The sequence below is a fragment of the Sporosarcina sp. genome, assembly GCF_029257255.1.
Taxonomy (GTDB): Bacteria; Bacillota; Bacilli; order Bacillales_A; family Planococcaceae; genus Sporosarcina.
The window spans coordinates 1-17,258 of record NZ_JARICI010000035.1 but is presented as its reverse complement, the minus strand read 5'-3'; the positions used below and the strand labels follow the sequence as shown (position 1 = coordinate 17,258).

The following is a 17,258-nucleotide window of genomic DNA, read 5'->3' as shown; positions in this document are numbered from 1 at the left end:
ACAGCAAAGCGTCTCGACCACCATTTTGCTTTTGGCAAATAATTTATAATTCGATAGTATCTCCGGCCTGCATGATTTTGACTTCATAGGGGGTTACAAGAGATGTAAAATCTTCCGGGTCCTGCTCGATCGGAGGAAACGTATTATAGTGGACAGGCACTGTTAACTTCGGTTTTAGAATTTCTACAGCCTTCGCCGCGTCTGCCGGCCCCATTGTGAAATTATCGCCGATTGGAAGGAAAGCAATGTCAATTGGATTTTCTGCGTACAATTTCATATCACTGAACAATGAAGTGTCTCCTGCGTGATAAATAACTTTCCCTTCAATCGTCAGCAGCAATCCTGCTGGCATGCCAGTATAAATGATTTCATTATCTTCCGTTGTATAAGAGGAACTATGGAACGCCTGTGTATACTTAACAGTACCAAAATCAAACTCCTTAGATCCTCCAATATTCATACCATGCGTCTGCAATCCTTGGAATCCTAAATAAACAGCCAACTCGTTTGGTGCTACCACAAGAATATTTTCTCTTTTAGCAATGTCCAATGTATCTCCGACATGATCATTATGTCCATGCGTCAATAAAATCACATCTGGCTTTTCATCTGCCGCATTAAGATCTGTTAACTTATTGCCTGTAATAAATGGATCAATAAGTATTGTTTTTCCTTTCGTCTCAATTTTCACGATTGAGTGGCCGTGATACGAGATTTTCACAAAGATCACTCTCCTAATTATAATGACTCGCTATACCTATTACCTTCTCTAAAACAGCATAAAACCCTCTTTTTTGTTATACTGACAGAAACAAAGGAGGCAACATCATGTCAAACTTGAAGAAAATTCAGGATTTTTTGGTTGAACGTCAAATTGACGCGGCATTAATCACAAATCCTGATAATATATTTTATCTGTCCAATTTCCGCAGCGATCCACATGAGCGGTTACTTGGCGTCATTATTTTTAAAGAAAAAGAACCGTTTATCATCTGTCCTTCAATGGAAGTATCCGATGTCAAGGCTATCGGCTGGCCGCATGATGTCATCGGTTATAAAGATACTGATAACGCCTTTGAGTTTTTGGAGAAAGCAATCATGGAACGTATTGCCGAGCTGACATTACTGGCGATTGAAAAAGACCATTTGACAGTCGATCGATTTGAAATTCTTCAGGAGCGTTTCCCTGCCCTGCTGTTTGCAAAGATAGATGATGCACTTGCAAAAAACCGTTTAATTAAAGACGAGAGAGAAATCGAACACCTACGAAAAGCCGCGCAATTGGCCGACTATGCAATTAAGGTAGGCTGCAGCGAAATAGCTGAAGGCAAGACGGAACTGGAAATCGTTCAAGCTGTCGAGCAGGCTGTGAAGCAAAAAGGTGCAGAAAAGATGTCATTTGAAACGATTGTTATTTCGGGTAAAAAAACAGCTTCTCCTCACGGCATACCCGGAGACCGCAAAATCGAAAAAGGTGATTTCATTCTTTTTGATCTAGGTGTGGTTTATAAAGGGTATTGCTCGGATATTACGCGGACTGTCTCATTTGGTGCACCAACTGAAGATAAGCTAAAAATTTATGAAACTGTTAAAAAAGCACAGCAGGCAGCCATCGACACTGTGCGTCCAGGAGCTCTTGCAAAAGAAGTCGACTTAGCTGCACGCACTATTATTGATGAAGCTGGCTATGGCGAACTTTTCCCTCATCGAATCGGGCACGGACTGGGTATTTCCGTCCATGAATATCCATCCATTACTGAACGCAATGAAATGCCGCTCGAAGAAGGTATGGTATTCACGATCGAGCCGGGGATTTATGATCCAGAAATTACAGGTGTTCGAATTGAAGATGATGTACTCGTCACCAAGGACGGTGTGGAAGTGTTAACGAAATTCCCTAAAGACCTTATAATCATTGAATGAACAAAAACAGTCCAACACGCATTTACGTGTTGGACTGTTTTTAGCTTATATTGTTTCTAAAACGTTATTTACATCAGTATGCTCGAGCTCTTGAGCTTCCGCCACTGCTTTATACGTAATTTTACCAGCTAGTGTGTTGATGCCTTTACGCAAAGCTTCATTATCTAAACATGCTTGCTTGACGCCTTTATTAGCAATTTGCAATGCGTATGGAATCGTCACGTTTGTTAAAGCCACAGTAGAAGTCTGCGGAACTGCACCTGGCATATTTGCAACTGCGTAATGGACGATGCCATGCTTAACGTATGTCGGATCATCATGCGTTGTTACACGGTCAGACGTTTCGAAAATTCCGCCTTGATCGATCGCGATATCAATCACTACAGAACCAGGTTTCATAGATTTCACCATTTCTTCCGTAACCAATGTAGGAGCCTTCGCACCAGGAATCAGTACGCATCCAATAACCAAATCTGCGTCTTTCACAGAATTCGCAATATTATACGGATTAGAAACGAGTGTTTGAATATCTTTTCCGAACTGCTCGTCCAGGTGGCGAACGCGCTCTACAGAAAGATCAAGGATCGTGACGTGTGCACCGATTCCGATAGCCACACGCGCAGCATTCGTTCCAGCTTGTCCTCCGCCGATAATAGTAATCTTACCGCGTGAAACACCAGGTACGCCTGCAAGCAGGATTCCTTTTCCGCCTTTAGTTTTTTCAAGATACTGTGCACCAATTTGAGTCGCCATCCGGCCGGCAACTTCACTCATCGGCGCCAATAATGGTAACGCACCGCTTGGTAATTGCACTGTTTCATAGCCAATTGCTGTTACTTCATTTTCAAGCAGCGCTTGGGTTAAGTTCACTTCTGGAGCTAAATGTAAATAAGTGAATAAAATTAATCCTTTACGGAAGTATTGGTATTCAGATGAATCAGGTTCTTTTACCTTCAATACCATATCAACATTCCAGGCTTCTGCAGCAGTTGCAACAATTATCGCTCCTGCTTCCTTGTATTCTTCATCCTGAAAGCTTGAACCCAATCCTGCACCCGTTTCGATTACTACTTCATGTCCGGCAGTTTTTAATGTTAATACACTTGCAGGGGCTATTGCCACTCGATTTTCATTGTTTTTAACTTCTTTTGGAACACCTATACGCATGCAAAATCCTCCTCAATTGAAAGTTACGTTAATCGCCCATGTAATCTTGCCGATTAATGTCAATTTAATCTTATCAGAAAATAAAAGTTTTTTCCTCTTTTTTTTTCAATGTACTCCACCGTTTTCAAATTAGAAAATTTTGAGAAATAATTTCGACAAAAAAGAAGGAATCTCATAAGCTATGACGAATAGAGTAGGTGTAGAAACAATTTAATTTTAAGGATGGAGTGGGTATTTATGGCACTAACGTACAAAAACATCATCGTAGCTGTAGATGGTTCTGATGAAGCAAAATGGGCTTTCAAAAAAGCTATGGCGATTGCAGATCGTAACGATGCAATTCTTCACTTAATTAACATCATCGATACACGTTCGTATGCAGCAGTTGAAGCATATGATCGTTCAATCGCTGAAAGAGCTCAAAAGTATGCAGAAGAACTTCTGACTGAGTATCGCGACGAAGCAACTAAAGCTGGAATTACTAATACTCAAATTCACGTGGAATATGGTTCACCAAAGACTTTAATCCCTCGTGATATTGCGAAAAAATTAGATGCAGACCTAATTATTTGTGGTGCTACCGGTCTTAACCGTGTGGAACGCTTCCTAATCGGAAGTGTTTCAGAAAACATCGTTCGTTCTGCAAAATGTGATGTACTTGTAGTCCGTACGCCAGAACACTTAGCTTAATCGAAAAACTCGTTCTCCATAACGGAGAACGAGTTTTTTATATCATGTTATTTTGCAGTTTCAAGTGACATAGACTCTACTAAAATATTTGCGATACGTATCGTATCACGAGCCAGCATGATTTCTTCATTTGTCGGGATTATTAATACTTTAACAGGAGAATGCGGGAAGCTGATATAAGCTTCTTGTCCTCTAACATTATTAAGGCTCGGATCAAAATAAACACCCATGAATTCTAATCCGTTCATTACTTTTTCACGCACAATCGTACTATTCTCACCTATTCCAGCTGTGAAAATAATCGCATCGACCCCGCCCATTCCAGCTGCGTACTGACCGATATGCTGGTGAATCCGATCGGTAAATACATCAAGCGCTAATTGCGCACGTTCGTTTCCTTGTTCAGCCGCTTCCGTAATATCACGTAAATCACTCGAAAATCCGCTTAAGCCAAGCAGTCCGGATTTTTTATTCAGCACGTTGACGACTTCGTCAGCTGACTGCTCTGTACGTTCCATCATATATGGAATTAGAGCTGGGTCTATATTTCCTGAGCGAGTGCCCATGATGACGCCTGCTAATGGAGTAAAGCCCATCGACGTATCGACTGACTTGCCTCCCTTTACTGCTGCTATACTTGCACCGTTTCCTAAGTGACAGGAAATGAGACGTGTGTCTTCAAGCGGACGGTTCAAAATCTTCGCCGCACGTTCAGTTACATATTTATGACTTGTACCATGGAACCCATATTTACGAATACCGTATTTCTCATAATATTCATATGGCAGTGCATATAAAAATGCTTTTTCAGGCATTGTCTGGTGGAATGCAGTGTCAAAGATCGCAACGGCCGGCACGTTTGGCAGCGCTTTCTTAAAGGCTTTAATTCCAACGATATTAGCCGGATTATGCAATGGCGCGAAACTGGAAATTTCCTCAAGCCTCTCAATAACTTCCTCATCAATTAAAACTGAATCACTGAATAGCTCTCCCCCATGAACTACCCTGTGGCCTATTCCGTCAATTTCAGCGTAAGATTCGACAACACCTTCACTCAGCAAATGCGCAAGCAGCATACTGACTGCCTGGGAATGATCAGTGATATCAGAAACCTTTTCAATTTTCTTTTCATTTGTGGACATTGAAAAAATAGAATTGTTCAAACCGATTCTTTCGAATAACCCCTTTGTAATCTCTTCTTCTGTCGTCATCTCGATCAACTGAAACTTTAAAGATGAACTTCCTGCATTAATCGATAAAATTTTCGGCAAATTTACCCACCCCTTGATCACTATTACGTTATTGAACGTTTTAAATAAGTATAATGCCTACTAATTTGAAACGCAATTGGAAAAATGAAATTTGCGTTATTTTTCTGAGAATAGTTTTGTAATGTAAAAAAAGAGAGAGAGAGCGACTGCTCAGTCACTCTCCCTCTTTCTCCATCCAAAGACTTACTTTAGCAAAAAAGCTTTGCATTGCACGCGCGTCACCTAATTCAGGAATCTTCGCAAGCAACACTTCCGGTATTACCATCTGTTCTTCTGGTTGCTGTAAAAGTAAAATACTTTTCGCAAAACGCTGATCAGCGAATAATGAATCCGGAAGTTCTAATAACCCCCTCAGCAGCTGGTGTTCTTTCAGAAACGTCAAAAGAGGTTCAGCGCCTTCCGCTGTCAGAATTCTGGACGGTACGACAAAAAATCCATAGCCTCCCGGTTTGACATAGCGCATTGACTGTTCAATATATAAGTAATGTGAAAAAGCGTGTCCTTCTTCAGGCATAAGTTCATAGTCCAATGCAACTTCATCATCTGGATAATATCCGACTGGAATATCACTGACAACCGCATCTACCAAATCCATCGGCAGCGGACGCATAGCATCCTGCAGATAAAATGATACGGGCAGCTCCAGTAAATTTGCAGTTGCGGCAGCAATTTGAATCAGTACATCGTCAATTTCCACTGCGCTTGCCGTGGCGTTTCCTTCGAATTGATTCAACACGGTAAAGAGCAGATTACCTGTTCCAGCAGCCGGATCTAAAAAGGTTGCGTCTTTTGCCTGCTTCAGAAATTTGTTAACCAAATAGCCAATCAAATAACCAATAGAATCAGGTGTCATTTGGTGATGCGCTTGAGCTGACTGCTTCATTCCTTTCAATAAAGCCAGCTGTATGCCTTTTCGTATTTCTTCAGGTTTTACGGGACTCTCCAATTCGACGGCACTTGGATCATCAAGCCACTTTTCACTGGCTGCCAGTACCGCATCTACATACAACCCATCTGCATTAGCTGCATATTCGTCATAATAGGTAAAAACTTTTTCCATATTGTTCATTGCATTTCCTCCATGAAGAAACCCACCTCATAAGGTGGGTCGCATTTTAATTCAGTTCTTTTACCGCTTTAATTGCTGCATCATAGTCAGGATGATCTGTTGCTTCACTGACATATTCCACGTATGTTACCTTGTCGTCACGATCCACGACAAAAATGGAACGTGTCAATAAACGAAGCTCTGTAATCGCTGTACCGAATGCCTTTCCGAATGAAAGATCGCGGTGATCGGAGTATAGATTCAGATTTTCTACCCCTTCAGTCTCTTTCCATCTCGCCTGCGCAAAAGGAAGATCAACTGAAATGGTCATGACTTCTACATCGTCCCCTAAAGACGTTGCTTCGTCATTGAAACGCTTTGTCTGCAGAGAACAAACACCCGTATCTACAGATGGCACAACACTAATCAGACGAACCTTGCCTTTTGAATCCGCCAGTGTAACAGGCTGTAAACCATTAGAAAGAACTGTAAACTCAGGTGCTTTGTCTCCAACCCTTACTTCTGAGCCTTCCAAATGAATAGGATTGTTTTTAAATGTAACATTTACCAAATCAATCACTCCTTTTAAGCTAGTGTACTAAATGCCGGGGTCTTCTTGCAACTGATGCTGTTCAGGGGCAGAGTTTTCAACCATTTTCATTTCTTCATAGACTCGTTCATGTACTACCGCTGTATCTGCAAAAATATCGTGCAGTGCAGCTTTTTTCGGAGTAAAAAGCACTAACAGGTAGGGAATCCACAACATTTGCGAAATAAAACGTCCAATTCCTTCTCTGAATAACACCGTGCTCCAGTCCAGGTTTTCCCCGTTCAGCTTAACAACCCGAATGCCCATGATCATTTTGCCTACAGTCTGACCCGCCAATTTGGTCATCAGGATAAAGTAGAGTAGCAATAATAAAAGTACTGCAATTTTATACGGACTGAATAAAAAGGCGAATGGTTTATTGATGGCAATATCAACCAGGCGGAATACAGGCTTGATAAAGATGCCACTGATTGCTGAAACCATTAAAAAGTCAATCACAAAGGCCCAAAATCTGATCCAGAATCCCGCATACTTCTGCTGGAAAAGAGATGGCTGTTCTGAATTCAGCATTTCATTCGTCATCATACATACCCTCCTCCTTACTCACCATATAGATACATCATCCGCGGCGCTGTATTTTCCGAAAGCAGCTTTTTCATGATTTGAGATTCAACATCTCCACCGAATACATCATGTGCTTTTAATGATAAAAGTGATGCTAAATTGTCAGTGGCACCATATTCAAAAACGGATGCATTTTCCAAATGATAGTCTTCCTTCATTGCAGAAATCACAGTAGGTAACTTTCCATAGTCATCCGCTAGACCTGCTTCTATCGCCTGACGTCCATTCATCACGCGGCCGTCCGCTACTTTTCGTACGTCTTTTTCATCCATTCCGCGCCCTTTCGCAATGATATCCACGAAACGATTATATGAATCATCAATCATTTCCTGAAGCATTTTTCGCTCTTCAGGTTTCATCTCTCTCGTCGGACTCATCATATCTTTATATGGGCCAGATTTAATTGTCGGGAAGTCGACACCGTATTTTTCAGCCAGTTTTCCATAATTGATTGATTGCATGATCACACCAATCGATCCAGTCAATGTTTCTGGATGAACGAAAATCTTTTCCGCTGGAGCTGAAATATAATAGCCGCCTGAAGCCGCCATTCCGCCCATGGCTACATAGATAGGAATATCTTTTGATTCTTGCATTTCAATGAACGCATCATAGATATCAGATGATTCCAATACACCGCCACCCGGCGAATTTACGGATAGTACAATACCTTTCACCGAAGGGTCCTCATTCAATTGAGATAACTGTGTCATAAACCGTTGGTGGTTATATTCTGTACCGCTGAATATAGAAGCCTCACCCGTATCTTGAATCACGCCGTCAACTGAGAGTACCGCAATTCGTTCATTCAAACTTCCATCTTCCACTACCGTCTCTTGCAGTTCCTGATCAATAGCCGTAATTTCATTAAGAAGATTATTCCAATCTCTTGTAAAGAACCATGACATTGTATTAATTCCAATCGATACAAATATCAAAGTTGCTGCTACTGCCACTGCAATCCATCTTTTCACTGTCATTCGTTAATTTCCTCCTTTGTCCACAACTTACTGTACGTTTCTAATCGTTCAAATGTTTCATTCATGCTACACTTAATCTATTAACTGAAAAAGGAGACGATTTCCAATGGCTACCGAACAGACAATCTATTTATTCAGCCGGCTTGACGAAGATATGATTCACAAGAAACTCTATGTCGAAAAGCAACTGACAAAAGAAGGTTTCTCTCTTACTCATGATCATGCGCAAGCTACTATTATTATCAGTATCGGCAGTGACGGCACATTTCTTCAAGCAGTGAGGAAAACGGATTTCCGACAGGACTGCCTGTATATTGGCCTTTCTGTAAAAGGTGAGCACGGCGTGTACTGTGACTTCAAATATGATGATATCAGTTTATTAGTGCAAACATTAAAACAGCCGAATGTAGAAGTGCGTCATTACCCGCTGCTTGAAATAACGATCAATCAACATAAACCCTTCCTTTGTTTAAATGAATTTAGCATCCGATCAACAATTATCCGCACATTCGTAATGGATATTTTCATTGATGAGTTGCTGTTCGAGACATTTTTAGGAGACGGATTGATCATTTCCACACCGACGGGCAGCACAGCTTATAACAAATCTGTCCGCGGTGCAGTGATTGACCCGCTGCTTCCTTGCTTCCAAGTTTCTGAACTGGCATCGGTCAATAATAACCGCTACCGAACACTTGGTACTTCATTCATTTTAAGCGGCAATCGAAAGCTGACGCTTGATATACAGCAGGAAGGTAATGAATTTCCATCCACTGCCGCCGATAATGAAGCACTCGGCGTGAAGCAAGTGGAAAAGGTGGAAGCTGTGCTCAGCGATAAGGTTATTCTTACAGCTAAATTGTCCAATAACTCCTTTTTCGAAAAGGTTCAGCGCACATTTTTCTGATTCAGAAAGCAAAGGACTGTTCAGAAGTCGGATAAAAACGACTTTTGGACAGCCCTTTCCATTTTTAATCTATTGGAGTCTGTTCTTTTTTACGAAGTTCTACACGCATAATTTTTCCTGAACTCGTCTTAGGTAATTCCTCCAAAAACTCAATTTTACGCGGATACTTATAAGGCGCAGTCATTTGTTTCACATGATTTTGCAAATCTTTGATCAGCTGTTCTGATGCCGTATCTGCATCACGCAGCACGACGAATGCTTTTACTACATTGCCGCGTTCTGGATCCGGACTGCCGACTACCGCGCATTCGCGTACAGCAGGATGCTTTATCAGCGCATCTTCTACTTCAAACGGTCCGATTGTATAGCCAGAGCTGACTATGATATCGTCTCCGCGTCCTTCAAACCAGAAGTAGCCCTCTGCGTCTCTCCTTGCCCGGTCGCCTGTTACATAATATTCGCCCCTAAACTGCATTTTTGTCCGTTCAGGATCATTCAGGTATTCTCGGAACAAGGCAGGCGTTGATCGATGTACTGCAATATCTCCTACTTCATCTATAGCCGCGATTGTACCTTCATCGGTAATGATCTCCACCTGATTTCCGGGTGTCGGTGTCCCCATGGAACCTGGTTTCGCTTCCATACCGATCATCGTGCCCACAAGAAGCGTATTTTCCGTCTGACCATAGCCGTCACGTACAGAAAGTGAAAATTGCTTATCAAAAATATCGATGACTTCACGATTCAGAGGCTCCCCCGCGGATACGGCGCTTTTAATAGAAGCTAATGAATAGTCACTGAGGTTTTCTGCTTTTGCCATGAAACGATACTCTGTTGGTGTACAACAAAGTACTTTGATTTGATATTCATCTAGGAAATTCAAATATTTATCTACATTAAATTTACCGTTATAGACAAACCCTGTTGCCCCACTTCCAAGTACAGATAGGAAAGGCGTCCAAATCCACTTTTGCCAGCCCGGAGCCGCAGTAGCCCATACACGATCGCCTTCCTCAATGCCCAGCCAATTCGGTGCAGTCGTACGCAAATGGGCATATCCCCAAGCATGCGTATGAATCACGCCTTTTGGTTTGCCTGTAGTTCCAGATGTATAGGACAGGAACGCGGTATCCATACCTTCTGTATCGCTCGCCGTAAACTCGTCTGAAGCATTTTTCTGCTGTTCAGTCAGAGGGATTTCTCCTTCCTCCGCTTTACCAATAATAAAAATTTTCACTTCATCAATATTGCTGACATGTTCCAACTGGTCATTGAAAGCATCGAACGCAATAATCGCTTTGGCTCCACTATGCTCGATTCGATATTCAATATCAGAAGAACGGAGCATTTCTGAACTAGGGATGACCACTAGACCTGCTTTAAGCGCACCAATATATGTAACATACGCTTCAATCATACGAGGTACCATAACTAATACCACATCACCTTTTGCCAAGCCATTTTCAGTCAGCACATTGGCTGTGCGATTGGCAGCTTTCATGAGTTCATCATAGGTAACTTCCTGCTTCTCATGTTGAGAATCTACGTAAATTAACGCTTTTCTACCGTCGCCCGTGGCATATTTTTCGAATTCGGAAACGATGTTGTAACGAGCTGGTGCGAGTAATTCTTCTCGGTTCATGTTCATTCCCCCTTTACATAATAGTATAAGTATACAAATACCATGAGTACATTTCAAAATTTTAGGGTCATTTTCTTCAATGAAAATATAATGATTCATTTAAACATACAATTAATACAATCCGCATTGGAACAGACTGACTGGAACATTTCTGCGGCAGCTCGTAAACTTAATATTTTAACATCCTACCTAACCTTCCAACAGGACCAGTAAAATATAGAAGATGTTTATAGGAATCGCGGTTTATTATGTTATGATGAAATCATCAGAATGTAAGCGCCATCATTTATTATAATTTGTATAACTTAATTATAGGGAGGTTTGAACTATGGAAATGATTCTACAACAAAAACAAGAGTTACGTTTGCGGATGACGCCTGAGTTACGTCATGCCATTGAGTTATTACAATTATCCACCTATGATTTAGAACAATATATTAGGGAACAGGAATTAGAAAACCCTCTGATTGAGTTACACGAAGCAGATAGAGGCGATACTTTTCAAGAAACTGCGACCAGTAAAACAGCCGCTCAAGGAATGGAGCAGCCGGATTGGATAAAACAGCATGAAGATAGTCGACGTGATCAACTGATCAAGCAAGTGAATTTGACTTTCGCTGACTACGACACACAACAGTTGCTGAAGACTTTAATTGATAATCTTGACGATAATGGATATCTATCTGGAAACATACACGTTCCAGACGAATCCAAATTAGAGTCAGGAATAGAACTACTACAGCAAATTGGACCTCCTGGCATCGGAGCACGCAATTTACAGGAGTGTCTAATACTGCAGGCAAAACAAAGTGAAAACTGCCCAGAATTGGCAGAAATCTTTATTCGGGATTATCTTATACTTGTTGCAGAACACAAATGGACCGAGATTGCTAAGGGTATGGAACTATCATTACATCATGTAAAAGAATTGCATGAGTACGTATTGACATTGAATCCCAGACCCTGTCCTGATCTCTCCATTTCTTCTACGGAATTCATGGTCCCCGACATCATCATCGAAGAGAAGGAAGGTAAGTTGTCATTCCGTTTAAATGATAGAGGGCTTCCAAAGATTGGATTACAAAGGGATTATGTATCTACTATGCAAGGGAAGTCAGAGTTATCCTCTTACCTTCGGGATTATCATAAAAAAGCTCAATGGTTGCTGTCGAGCATTGAACAACGTCGAAACACAATCATCCGTATCGTTACCAGCTTAATTCAATTACAGGAGGAATTTTTCAGGAGAGGTGCAGAGGCACTGAAGCCAATGACATTGAAAGATATTGCAGACAGCATTGGGATGCATGAATCAACAGTGAGTCGTGCGGTGTCTAATAAGATTATGCAAACACCTGTCGGTTCATTTGAAATGCGAACATTATTCACTTCTAAATTACCTGCACTGGATGGAAACAATATTTCACAATCAGCTGTTAAGTCTTTAATGCAAAAATTAATTGGAAAGGAAGATAAACGCAAGCCATTATCTGATCAAAAGATTGCTGATTCATTTTTAGAGGAACAAGGAATTTCGATATCAAGGAGAACTATTAGTAAATATCGTGAAGAACTTCTAATTCCATCATCCAGTAAGCGAAAATTGATTTTATAATGAAAGCAATCACAAAATAAAATCCATCGAATACACATAATTTGTGAATTCTAATGCAAAATAAAAAGACCGTTCTGCGTGAGCAGAACGGCCGACTTACAATTACTTAGAATATCCGTTCATTTGTGATTGAGCCTGACGCACTAATCGCTTAGTAATTTCTCCGCCGACGGAACCGTTGGCACGCGATGAAGCATCTGGTCCTAGTTGTACACCGAATTCAGAAGCGATCTCTTCTTTCATCTGGTTTAGTGCTTGTTGTACTCCTGGTACTAAAAGCTGGTTTGAGTTGTTGTTGTTGCTGTTTGCCATGTCGTTCACCTCCTTGTGACTATAGAATGGTCACTTTTGAAAAAATCATGCAGGAGATGTAACAGGAAATATTTTCTTAAAGTAAATCATCGAATTCCTCTTCAGTCAGCTTGCTCGGAATGACTGTCACACGGCCGTTTACCGCATCTTCAATCATCTCATTAAAGTCCTGGAAGCTCTCATAATAACGGACTTTTTCTACTTGAGGCTTCGTTTTTGAACTGGATGGCGTGAATACCGTACAACAATCTTCATACGGTCGAATAGAGATCGAATAGGTACCGATCTTTTCTGCGATTTGAATGATCTCTAATTTGTCCATTGCGATCAAGGGACGAAGTATTGGTGTATTCGTTACTTCATTGATTGCAGTTAGGCTGTCGAGAGTCTGACTTGCTACCTGCCCAAGACTTTCCCCTGTAATCAAACCAAGCGAGTTGGTCTCTTCACGTACACGATCTGCAATTTGCATCATCATCCGTCTAGTTGTCGTCATCGATAAATTGCTCGGAACTTGTTTGACGATCGCTTGCTGCAGTTCCGTAAACGGTATGATATGCAAACGGATCGTTGCGCCAAATTTCGACAGTTGCTTAATAATATCTTCGACTTTTTGTTTTGCAAGCTCACTCGTAAACGGCGGACTGGCAAAATGAATTGCATCAAACGACACGCCCCGCTTCATCATTAAATAACCTGCCACCGGACTGTCGATTCCTCCGGATAACAATAGAAGAGAATGACCATTTGAACCGACCGGCATTCCGCCAGCACCTTTATATATGTGCGATGAGATATACGCACCTTGTTTCTGGATTTCTACATATAATAAAATTTCAGGTTTCTTCATTTGCACAATCAATTCGGGAAACGAGCGAAGGACATGTCCACCAAGCTCCTGTTGCAGTTCACCTGTTACAAGCGGAAATCTTTTATCGGTACGCTTCACTTCCACTTTAAATGTTTTGCCAGCTGTTTCGGTTTTACTTAATACTTCAAGTGAAGTCGACTTAATCGCTTCAAGTGTTGGCTCACAAATTGCAATCGGACTGAACGACTGAATTCCGAATACGCTCGGTAATATTTCTATCGCTCTTTCCAATTCTTCGGGATGGTCTGAATATAAAAACATTCGGTCGCGTTCTGCGCGCATCGTAATGCCAGCAAGTTCCTGCAGAGCAGCTTTAATATTCTCTTTTAACTTACGTACAAATTTACTTTTATTTTTTCCTTTGAGAGACATTTCGCCATATCTAATTAAGATAGTATTCCAATTCATTTTCCAGTTCCCCTTTTCAATAGCTGCATCAATTGATGGATTGCATCCTTCAGCTGCTGAATTTCTTCTATAGTCTGATCTTTCCCGAGACTGATACGGATTACACCTTTTTCAAAATTTTTCGGAACTCCGATTGCTTCTATTACATGACTGACGCCTTCTGTTTTTGAAGAACAGGCGCTTGAAGTCGAAACATAAATTCCTTTTTCCTGCAAAAAATTAACTGCAACTTCCCCTGTAATATTTTTAAATGCAACGGCCAATATATATGGTACGCTCGCATTCGGAGCAAGTACCCTGCAATCTTCAATCTCTGAAAAAAACTGAATTAATTCATTTCGCCACTGAGCAAACTTTTCGAGATTATTTTCTTCCTTCATTAAACGGGCTGCTTTTGCCAAGGCAGCAGCGTGCGGTACAGAAACCGTGCCATTTCGCAGTCCACCTTCCTGTCCCCCGCCAAATGAAATCGGCTGGATCCGCAGGTTTTTCCGATAAGCCAAAAATCCGCTGCCTTTGATTCCATAAATTTTATGTCCGGACAGCGTTAGAAGATCCGGTGCGTCCTGAAAATCACCAGGTACTAATTTGCCAAAACTCTGAACACAATCCGAATGAAACACTGCACGTGATTCCCTATGAATAACTTTTGCACACTCAGCAATCGGCTGAATTGTCCCTATTTCATTATTCACATGAATAATACTGACTAAAAGGGTATCCCGTCGTAAACGCGACCTGAGCTCCTCGATAGAAATCCGCCCTTCATTATCTACAGTCAGGTATTCGACGTCAAAACCTTGTGTTTCTAAGTACTGAAATGTGTTCAGAACAGATGAATGTTCGATTTGAGTGGTGATCAGATGACGGCCTTTATGCTGATTAGTCATTGCATATCCAATGATGGCAAGGTTATTCGCTTCCGTACCTCCCGAAGTGAATATCCCTTCAGTCAGCCCCATTCCAATAATTTCGAGCAACTGAAAACGCGCCCGTTCCAATAATTTTTCCGACTGCTTGCCAGCTGCATGCAAGGAAGCGGGATTTGCGTAATACGCAGACGATACTTCCACGAAAGTCTGAAGTACCCTTTCATCCGCTTTAGTCGTTGCACTGTGATCAAAGTACATATTTATAACCTGCCTTTTTTTCAGAATGAGCGAAACAAAGCCACCGGGCAAACCGGTGGCTTTGTCGGAATATAATTACACGTTATGATGTAGCATTTCCTGTATCTTTTTCATTGCGCCCGGTTCAACATCTTCAACAGCAGTTGCAGCTTCTTCCAATGCCTTCATATATCGGAACTGCATAAAGGAATCCTCTGCCTGTAATAGCTTCTGATGAACTTGTGGATGAGAAGCACGATAACGGTTACCATACTGAATGATTCGCTCCACCAGCATTGCATTCTCAATCATATCTTCCGTTTTTCCACATACATCATCGACGACAGCTGTCGCCTTTTGAACATATGATTCTACTAAGCCCATATTCAGCGGCACTTCTTCCAGACTTTGCTTTACCAGGAAGATCTGTTCATCCGCTTCTTCCAGTTGAATCTCCATTTCATCTGGAATCCCAGGAATATTCGCACGATGCAGATTGCGATCTGCTGTCTGAAGCTGCTGAGATAGTCCAAGAAGTCGTGAGCGAACCTGATTTTCATCAATCCGAAGATTTTTGATTCGGTTGCTGAAGCTTTCTTGCTCTTCCACTAATGTATCCAATTCTTCCGCAATTTCCTGAAGCTCCGTCTGAAGCCCGGAATACGCAGATTCGTGATTATTTTGGCGTTCAATGAACAATTCTATACGTTTCGCTAAGGCATTCAGTTTCTTCATTGCATTTTGAGGAATTTGGGATTCTTTTTCATCCAGTCGATAGCTTTGCTGAACAAAATCCACTTCCCGTATCGATTCTTTAATAGTTTGCTGCAGTTCTTCAAACAAATCGAGCACATCATCCCAGCGTTCTTCTACATAATGACGCGAGCTTACTTCTTCCTCTAAAAGATCGTAGAAAGATTCGATGCGATCATGCAAGCAGGCTACTTCTTGTCCTACTTCAGCTACTTCCAGTAGTACAAGCTGCTGTTTCAATTCCAGTAACCGCTCTTCCATCTCATTAAATTGGGCAGGGAGGTTAAGATGGCCTAAATAGTAAGACTGCTCTTCCATTTCTGTGATTCCGTTACGCATTTCACGTAAAGAAGAGGGGATTTTCGATTGTATTTCCGTCAGCAACGAAGGTATCTCATGAATGATATGCGAAAGTCGGTCTCCTTTTGATGCCAATGAAATCACAATTTCTCTCGCCTGAAGATAATTTCCGTTTTCAATCAATGCATCATACTCTTCAAACCTCGGCATAAATGATTCCCACTCTGCCTCCAAAGGCTCCACGGCAGGTCCGAATGAATGTTGGTGCGCTAATATCGCTTTGCGTGCAGCACGATGCTGCTCTTTAATCGTTTCCATTTCAATACGATTTTTTTCTTCACTGCCGATTAATTCATTCAGTTCATCCAAAATAACGTGCATTTCTTTTTCGCATTGAGACAGAATTTCTTGAATGTGCTTTTCCGTTTCACTCGCTTTTTTAAAATGGAAGCGGTCTACTTGATCTTCTACATCAAACAGTAGCGAATCAACTTTCGGAATACGGTCATCAATTACTTCTGTCCATACGCTGCGCCAACGCTCAAATTTCTCTTCCGTCTGACCTGTCATATTCAATTGTTTAACTTTCGTCATTTCTTCAAATATCGGTTTATGTTGAATTTGTAGTTTTTCTTGTTCCAGTTTCCCAATTTCTTGTAAATGCTTTCGCCTAAACAGAAATGCGATTACTGTCAGTACGATGACAATAATTAATGGAATGATGAAATATTTCATCGTAATATGATCCCCCTATCCCACACTTCGCACACTAAGTCATTATATTAGATATTATAGTATATCGTAACACGTTTAAAGTATTTTCGTCTTGAAATCACATATTTTTTGAGAAATAACAGATATTTTATCAATTAGGCATATATTTTGGAGAAAAATAGATGCTTTCGTCTCTTTTTTTCTGATTTTTACCGTTGCTGTACAACGTCCTCTACTGTTTGGATATTCAAAACCGCTTCCCAAGATCAATTCACCAATGTATGCGTTACCTTTTGGTATCACATAAACTTTGGCAATTAATCGTTTTCTACTAACTGTATAACGAACTGTGCAGCTAAATGTTCCGTGACAGA

18 protein-coding genes are annotated in these 17,258 nt (G+C 41.1%); 5 read left to right on the top strand and 13 right to left on the bottom strand.

Features of this window, described 5'->3' with window-relative positions:
- Positions 1 to 43 precede the first annotated feature (43 nt).
- A complete protein-coding gene (locus Q1J64_RS07510) occupies positions 44 to 721 on the bottom strand; it encodes a metal-dependent hydrolase (RefSeq protein ID WP_301108458.1) in 678 nt (225 codons plus the stop codon).
- A gap of 107 nt (positions 722 to 828) precedes the next feature.
- On the opposite strand from Q1J64_RS07510, the gene Q1J64_RS07505 reads away from it, so the two are divergent.
- Complete coding sequence (locus Q1J64_RS07505; RefSeq protein ID WP_301108457.1) at positions 829 to 1,923, top strand: M24 family metallopeptidase; 1,095 nt, start codon at positions 829 to 831, stop codon at positions 1,921 to 1,923.
- 45 nt (positions 1,924 to 1,968) lie between these two features.
- On the opposite strand, the gene ald is transcribed toward Q1J64_RS07505, so the two are convergent.
- The gene (ald, locus tag Q1J64_RS07500) at positions 1,969 to 3,090 is read right to left on the bottom strand and encodes an alanine dehydrogenase (RefSeq protein WP_301108456.1); all 1,122 of its coding nucleotides are present in this window, start codon (positions 3,088 to 3,090) and stop codon (positions 1,969 to 1,971) included.
- Positions 3,091 to 3,327: 237 nt separating this feature from the next.
- Between ald and Q1J64_RS07495 the strand changes: the two genes are divergently transcribed.
- On the top strand, positions 3,328 to 3,780 hold the full coding sequence (locus tag Q1J64_RS07495) for a universal stress protein (protein WP_301108455.1): 453 nt from the start codon (positions 3,328 to 3,330) through the stop codon (positions 3,778 to 3,780).
- A gap of 47 nt (positions 3,781 to 3,827) precedes the next feature.
- On the opposite strand, the gene Q1J64_RS07490 is transcribed toward Q1J64_RS07495, so the two are convergent.
- From Q1J64_RS07490 to sppA, 5 genes are all read right to left on the bottom strand, one after another.
- Complete coding sequence (locus Q1J64_RS07490; RefSeq protein ID WP_301108454.1) at positions 3,828 to 5,051, bottom strand: acetate kinase; 1,224 nt, start codon at positions 5,049 to 5,051, stop codon at positions 3,828 to 3,830.
- Positions 5,052 to 5,205: 154 nt separating this feature from the next.
- Positions 5,206 to 6,120 carry a class I SAM-dependent methyltransferase gene (locus tag Q1J64_RS07485; protein WP_301108453.1) on the bottom strand — a complete coding sequence of 305 codons (915 nt, stop codon included), beginning with the start codon at positions 6,118 to 6,120 and terminating at the stop codon, positions 5,206 to 5,208.
- Positions 6,121 to 6,166: 46 nt separating this feature from the next.
- Positions 6,167 to 6,670, bottom strand: a complete 504-nt coding sequence (gene tpx, locus Q1J64_RS07480; RefSeq protein WP_301108452.1) for a thiol peroxidase — start codon at positions 6,668 to 6,670, stop codon at positions 6,167 to 6,169.
- Positions 6,671 to 6,697: 27 nt separating this feature from the next.
- The gene (locus Q1J64_RS07475; RefSeq protein ID WP_301108451.1) at positions 6,698 to 7,234 is read right to left on the bottom strand and encodes an RDD family protein; all 537 of its coding nucleotides are present in this window, start codon (positions 7,232 to 7,234) and stop codon (positions 6,698 to 6,700) included.
- A 14-nt stretch (positions 7,235 to 7,248) separates the two neighbouring features.
- Positions 7,249 to 8,253 (bottom strand): signal peptide peptidase SppA, encoded by a 1,005-nt coding sequence (gene sppA / locus Q1J64_RS07470; protein ID WP_301108450.1) that lies wholly within the window; start codon positions 8,251 to 8,253, stop codon positions 7,249 to 7,251.
- A 106-nt stretch (positions 8,254 to 8,359) separates the two neighbouring features.
- Between sppA and Q1J64_RS07465 the strand changes: the two genes are divergently transcribed.
- Complete coding sequence (locus tag Q1J64_RS07465; protein ID WP_301108449.1) at positions 8,360 to 9,160, top strand: NAD kinase; 801 nt, start codon at positions 8,360 to 8,362, stop codon at positions 9,158 to 9,160.
- A gap of 64 nt (positions 9,161 to 9,224) precedes the next feature.
- Here Q1J64_RS07465 and mbcS read toward each other — a convergent pair whose 3' ends face one another.
- The gene (mbcS, locus tag Q1J64_RS07460) at positions 9,225 to 10,802 is read right to left on the bottom strand and encodes an acyl-CoA synthetase MbcS (protein ID WP_301108448.1); all 1,578 of its coding nucleotides are present in this window, start codon (positions 10,800 to 10,802) and stop codon (positions 9,225 to 9,227) included.
- A gap of 42 nt (positions 10,803 to 10,844) precedes the next feature.
- Here mbcS and Q1J64_RS16700 point away from each other — a divergent pair, with 42 nt between their 5' ends.
- Both Q1J64_RS16700 and rpoN read left to right on the top strand, forming a co-directional pair.
- Positions 10,845 to 11,015 (top strand): helix-turn-helix domain-containing protein, encoded by a 171-nt coding sequence (locus tag Q1J64_RS16700; protein WP_367183437.1) that lies wholly within the window; start codon positions 10,845 to 10,847, stop codon positions 11,013 to 11,015.
- A 115-nt stretch (positions 11,016 to 11,130) separates the two neighbouring features.
- Positions 11,131 to 12,417 carry an RNA polymerase factor sigma-54 gene (gene rpoN, locus Q1J64_RS07455; RefSeq protein WP_301108447.1) on the top strand — a complete coding sequence of 429 codons (1,287 nt, stop codon included), beginning with the start codon at positions 11,131 to 11,133 and terminating at the stop codon, positions 12,415 to 12,417.
- A gap of 102 nt (positions 12,418 to 12,519) precedes the next feature.
- Here the strand turns inward: rpoN and Q1J64_RS07450 are convergent, their stop codons facing one another.
- The 5 genes from Q1J64_RS07450 to Q1J64_RS07430 all read right to left on the bottom strand — a co-directional run.
- A complete protein-coding gene (locus Q1J64_RS07450; RefSeq protein ID WP_301108446.1) occupies positions 12,520 to 12,729 on the bottom strand; it encodes an alpha/beta-type small acid-soluble spore protein in 210 nt (69 codons plus the stop codon).
- Between the two features lie 76 nt (positions 12,730 to 12,805).
- Complete coding sequence (gene thiI, locus Q1J64_RS07445) at positions 12,806 to 14,008, bottom strand: tRNA uracil 4-sulfurtransferase ThiI (RefSeq protein ID WP_301108445.1); 1,203 nt, start codon at positions 14,006 to 14,008, stop codon at positions 12,806 to 12,808.
- Complete coding sequence (locus Q1J64_RS07440) at positions 14,005 to 15,138, bottom strand: cysteine desulfurase family protein (protein WP_301108444.1); 1,134 nt, start codon at positions 15,136 to 15,138, stop codon at positions 14,005 to 14,007. Before Q1J64_RS07440 ends, thiI begins: the two co-directional genes overlap by 4 nt.
- Before the next feature lie 75 nt (positions 15,139 to 15,213).
- Entirely contained in the window at positions 15,214 to 16,905 is a 1,692-nt protein-coding gene (gene ezrA, locus Q1J64_RS07435; RefSeq protein WP_301108443.1) for a septation ring formation regulator EzrA, read from the bottom strand.
- A 75-nt stretch (positions 16,906 to 16,980) separates the two neighbouring features.
- Positions 16,981 to 17,258, bottom strand: a 278-nt coding sequence (locus tag Q1J64_RS07430) for a hypothetical protein (protein WP_301108442.1), incomplete at its 5' end; no start/stop codon positions are given.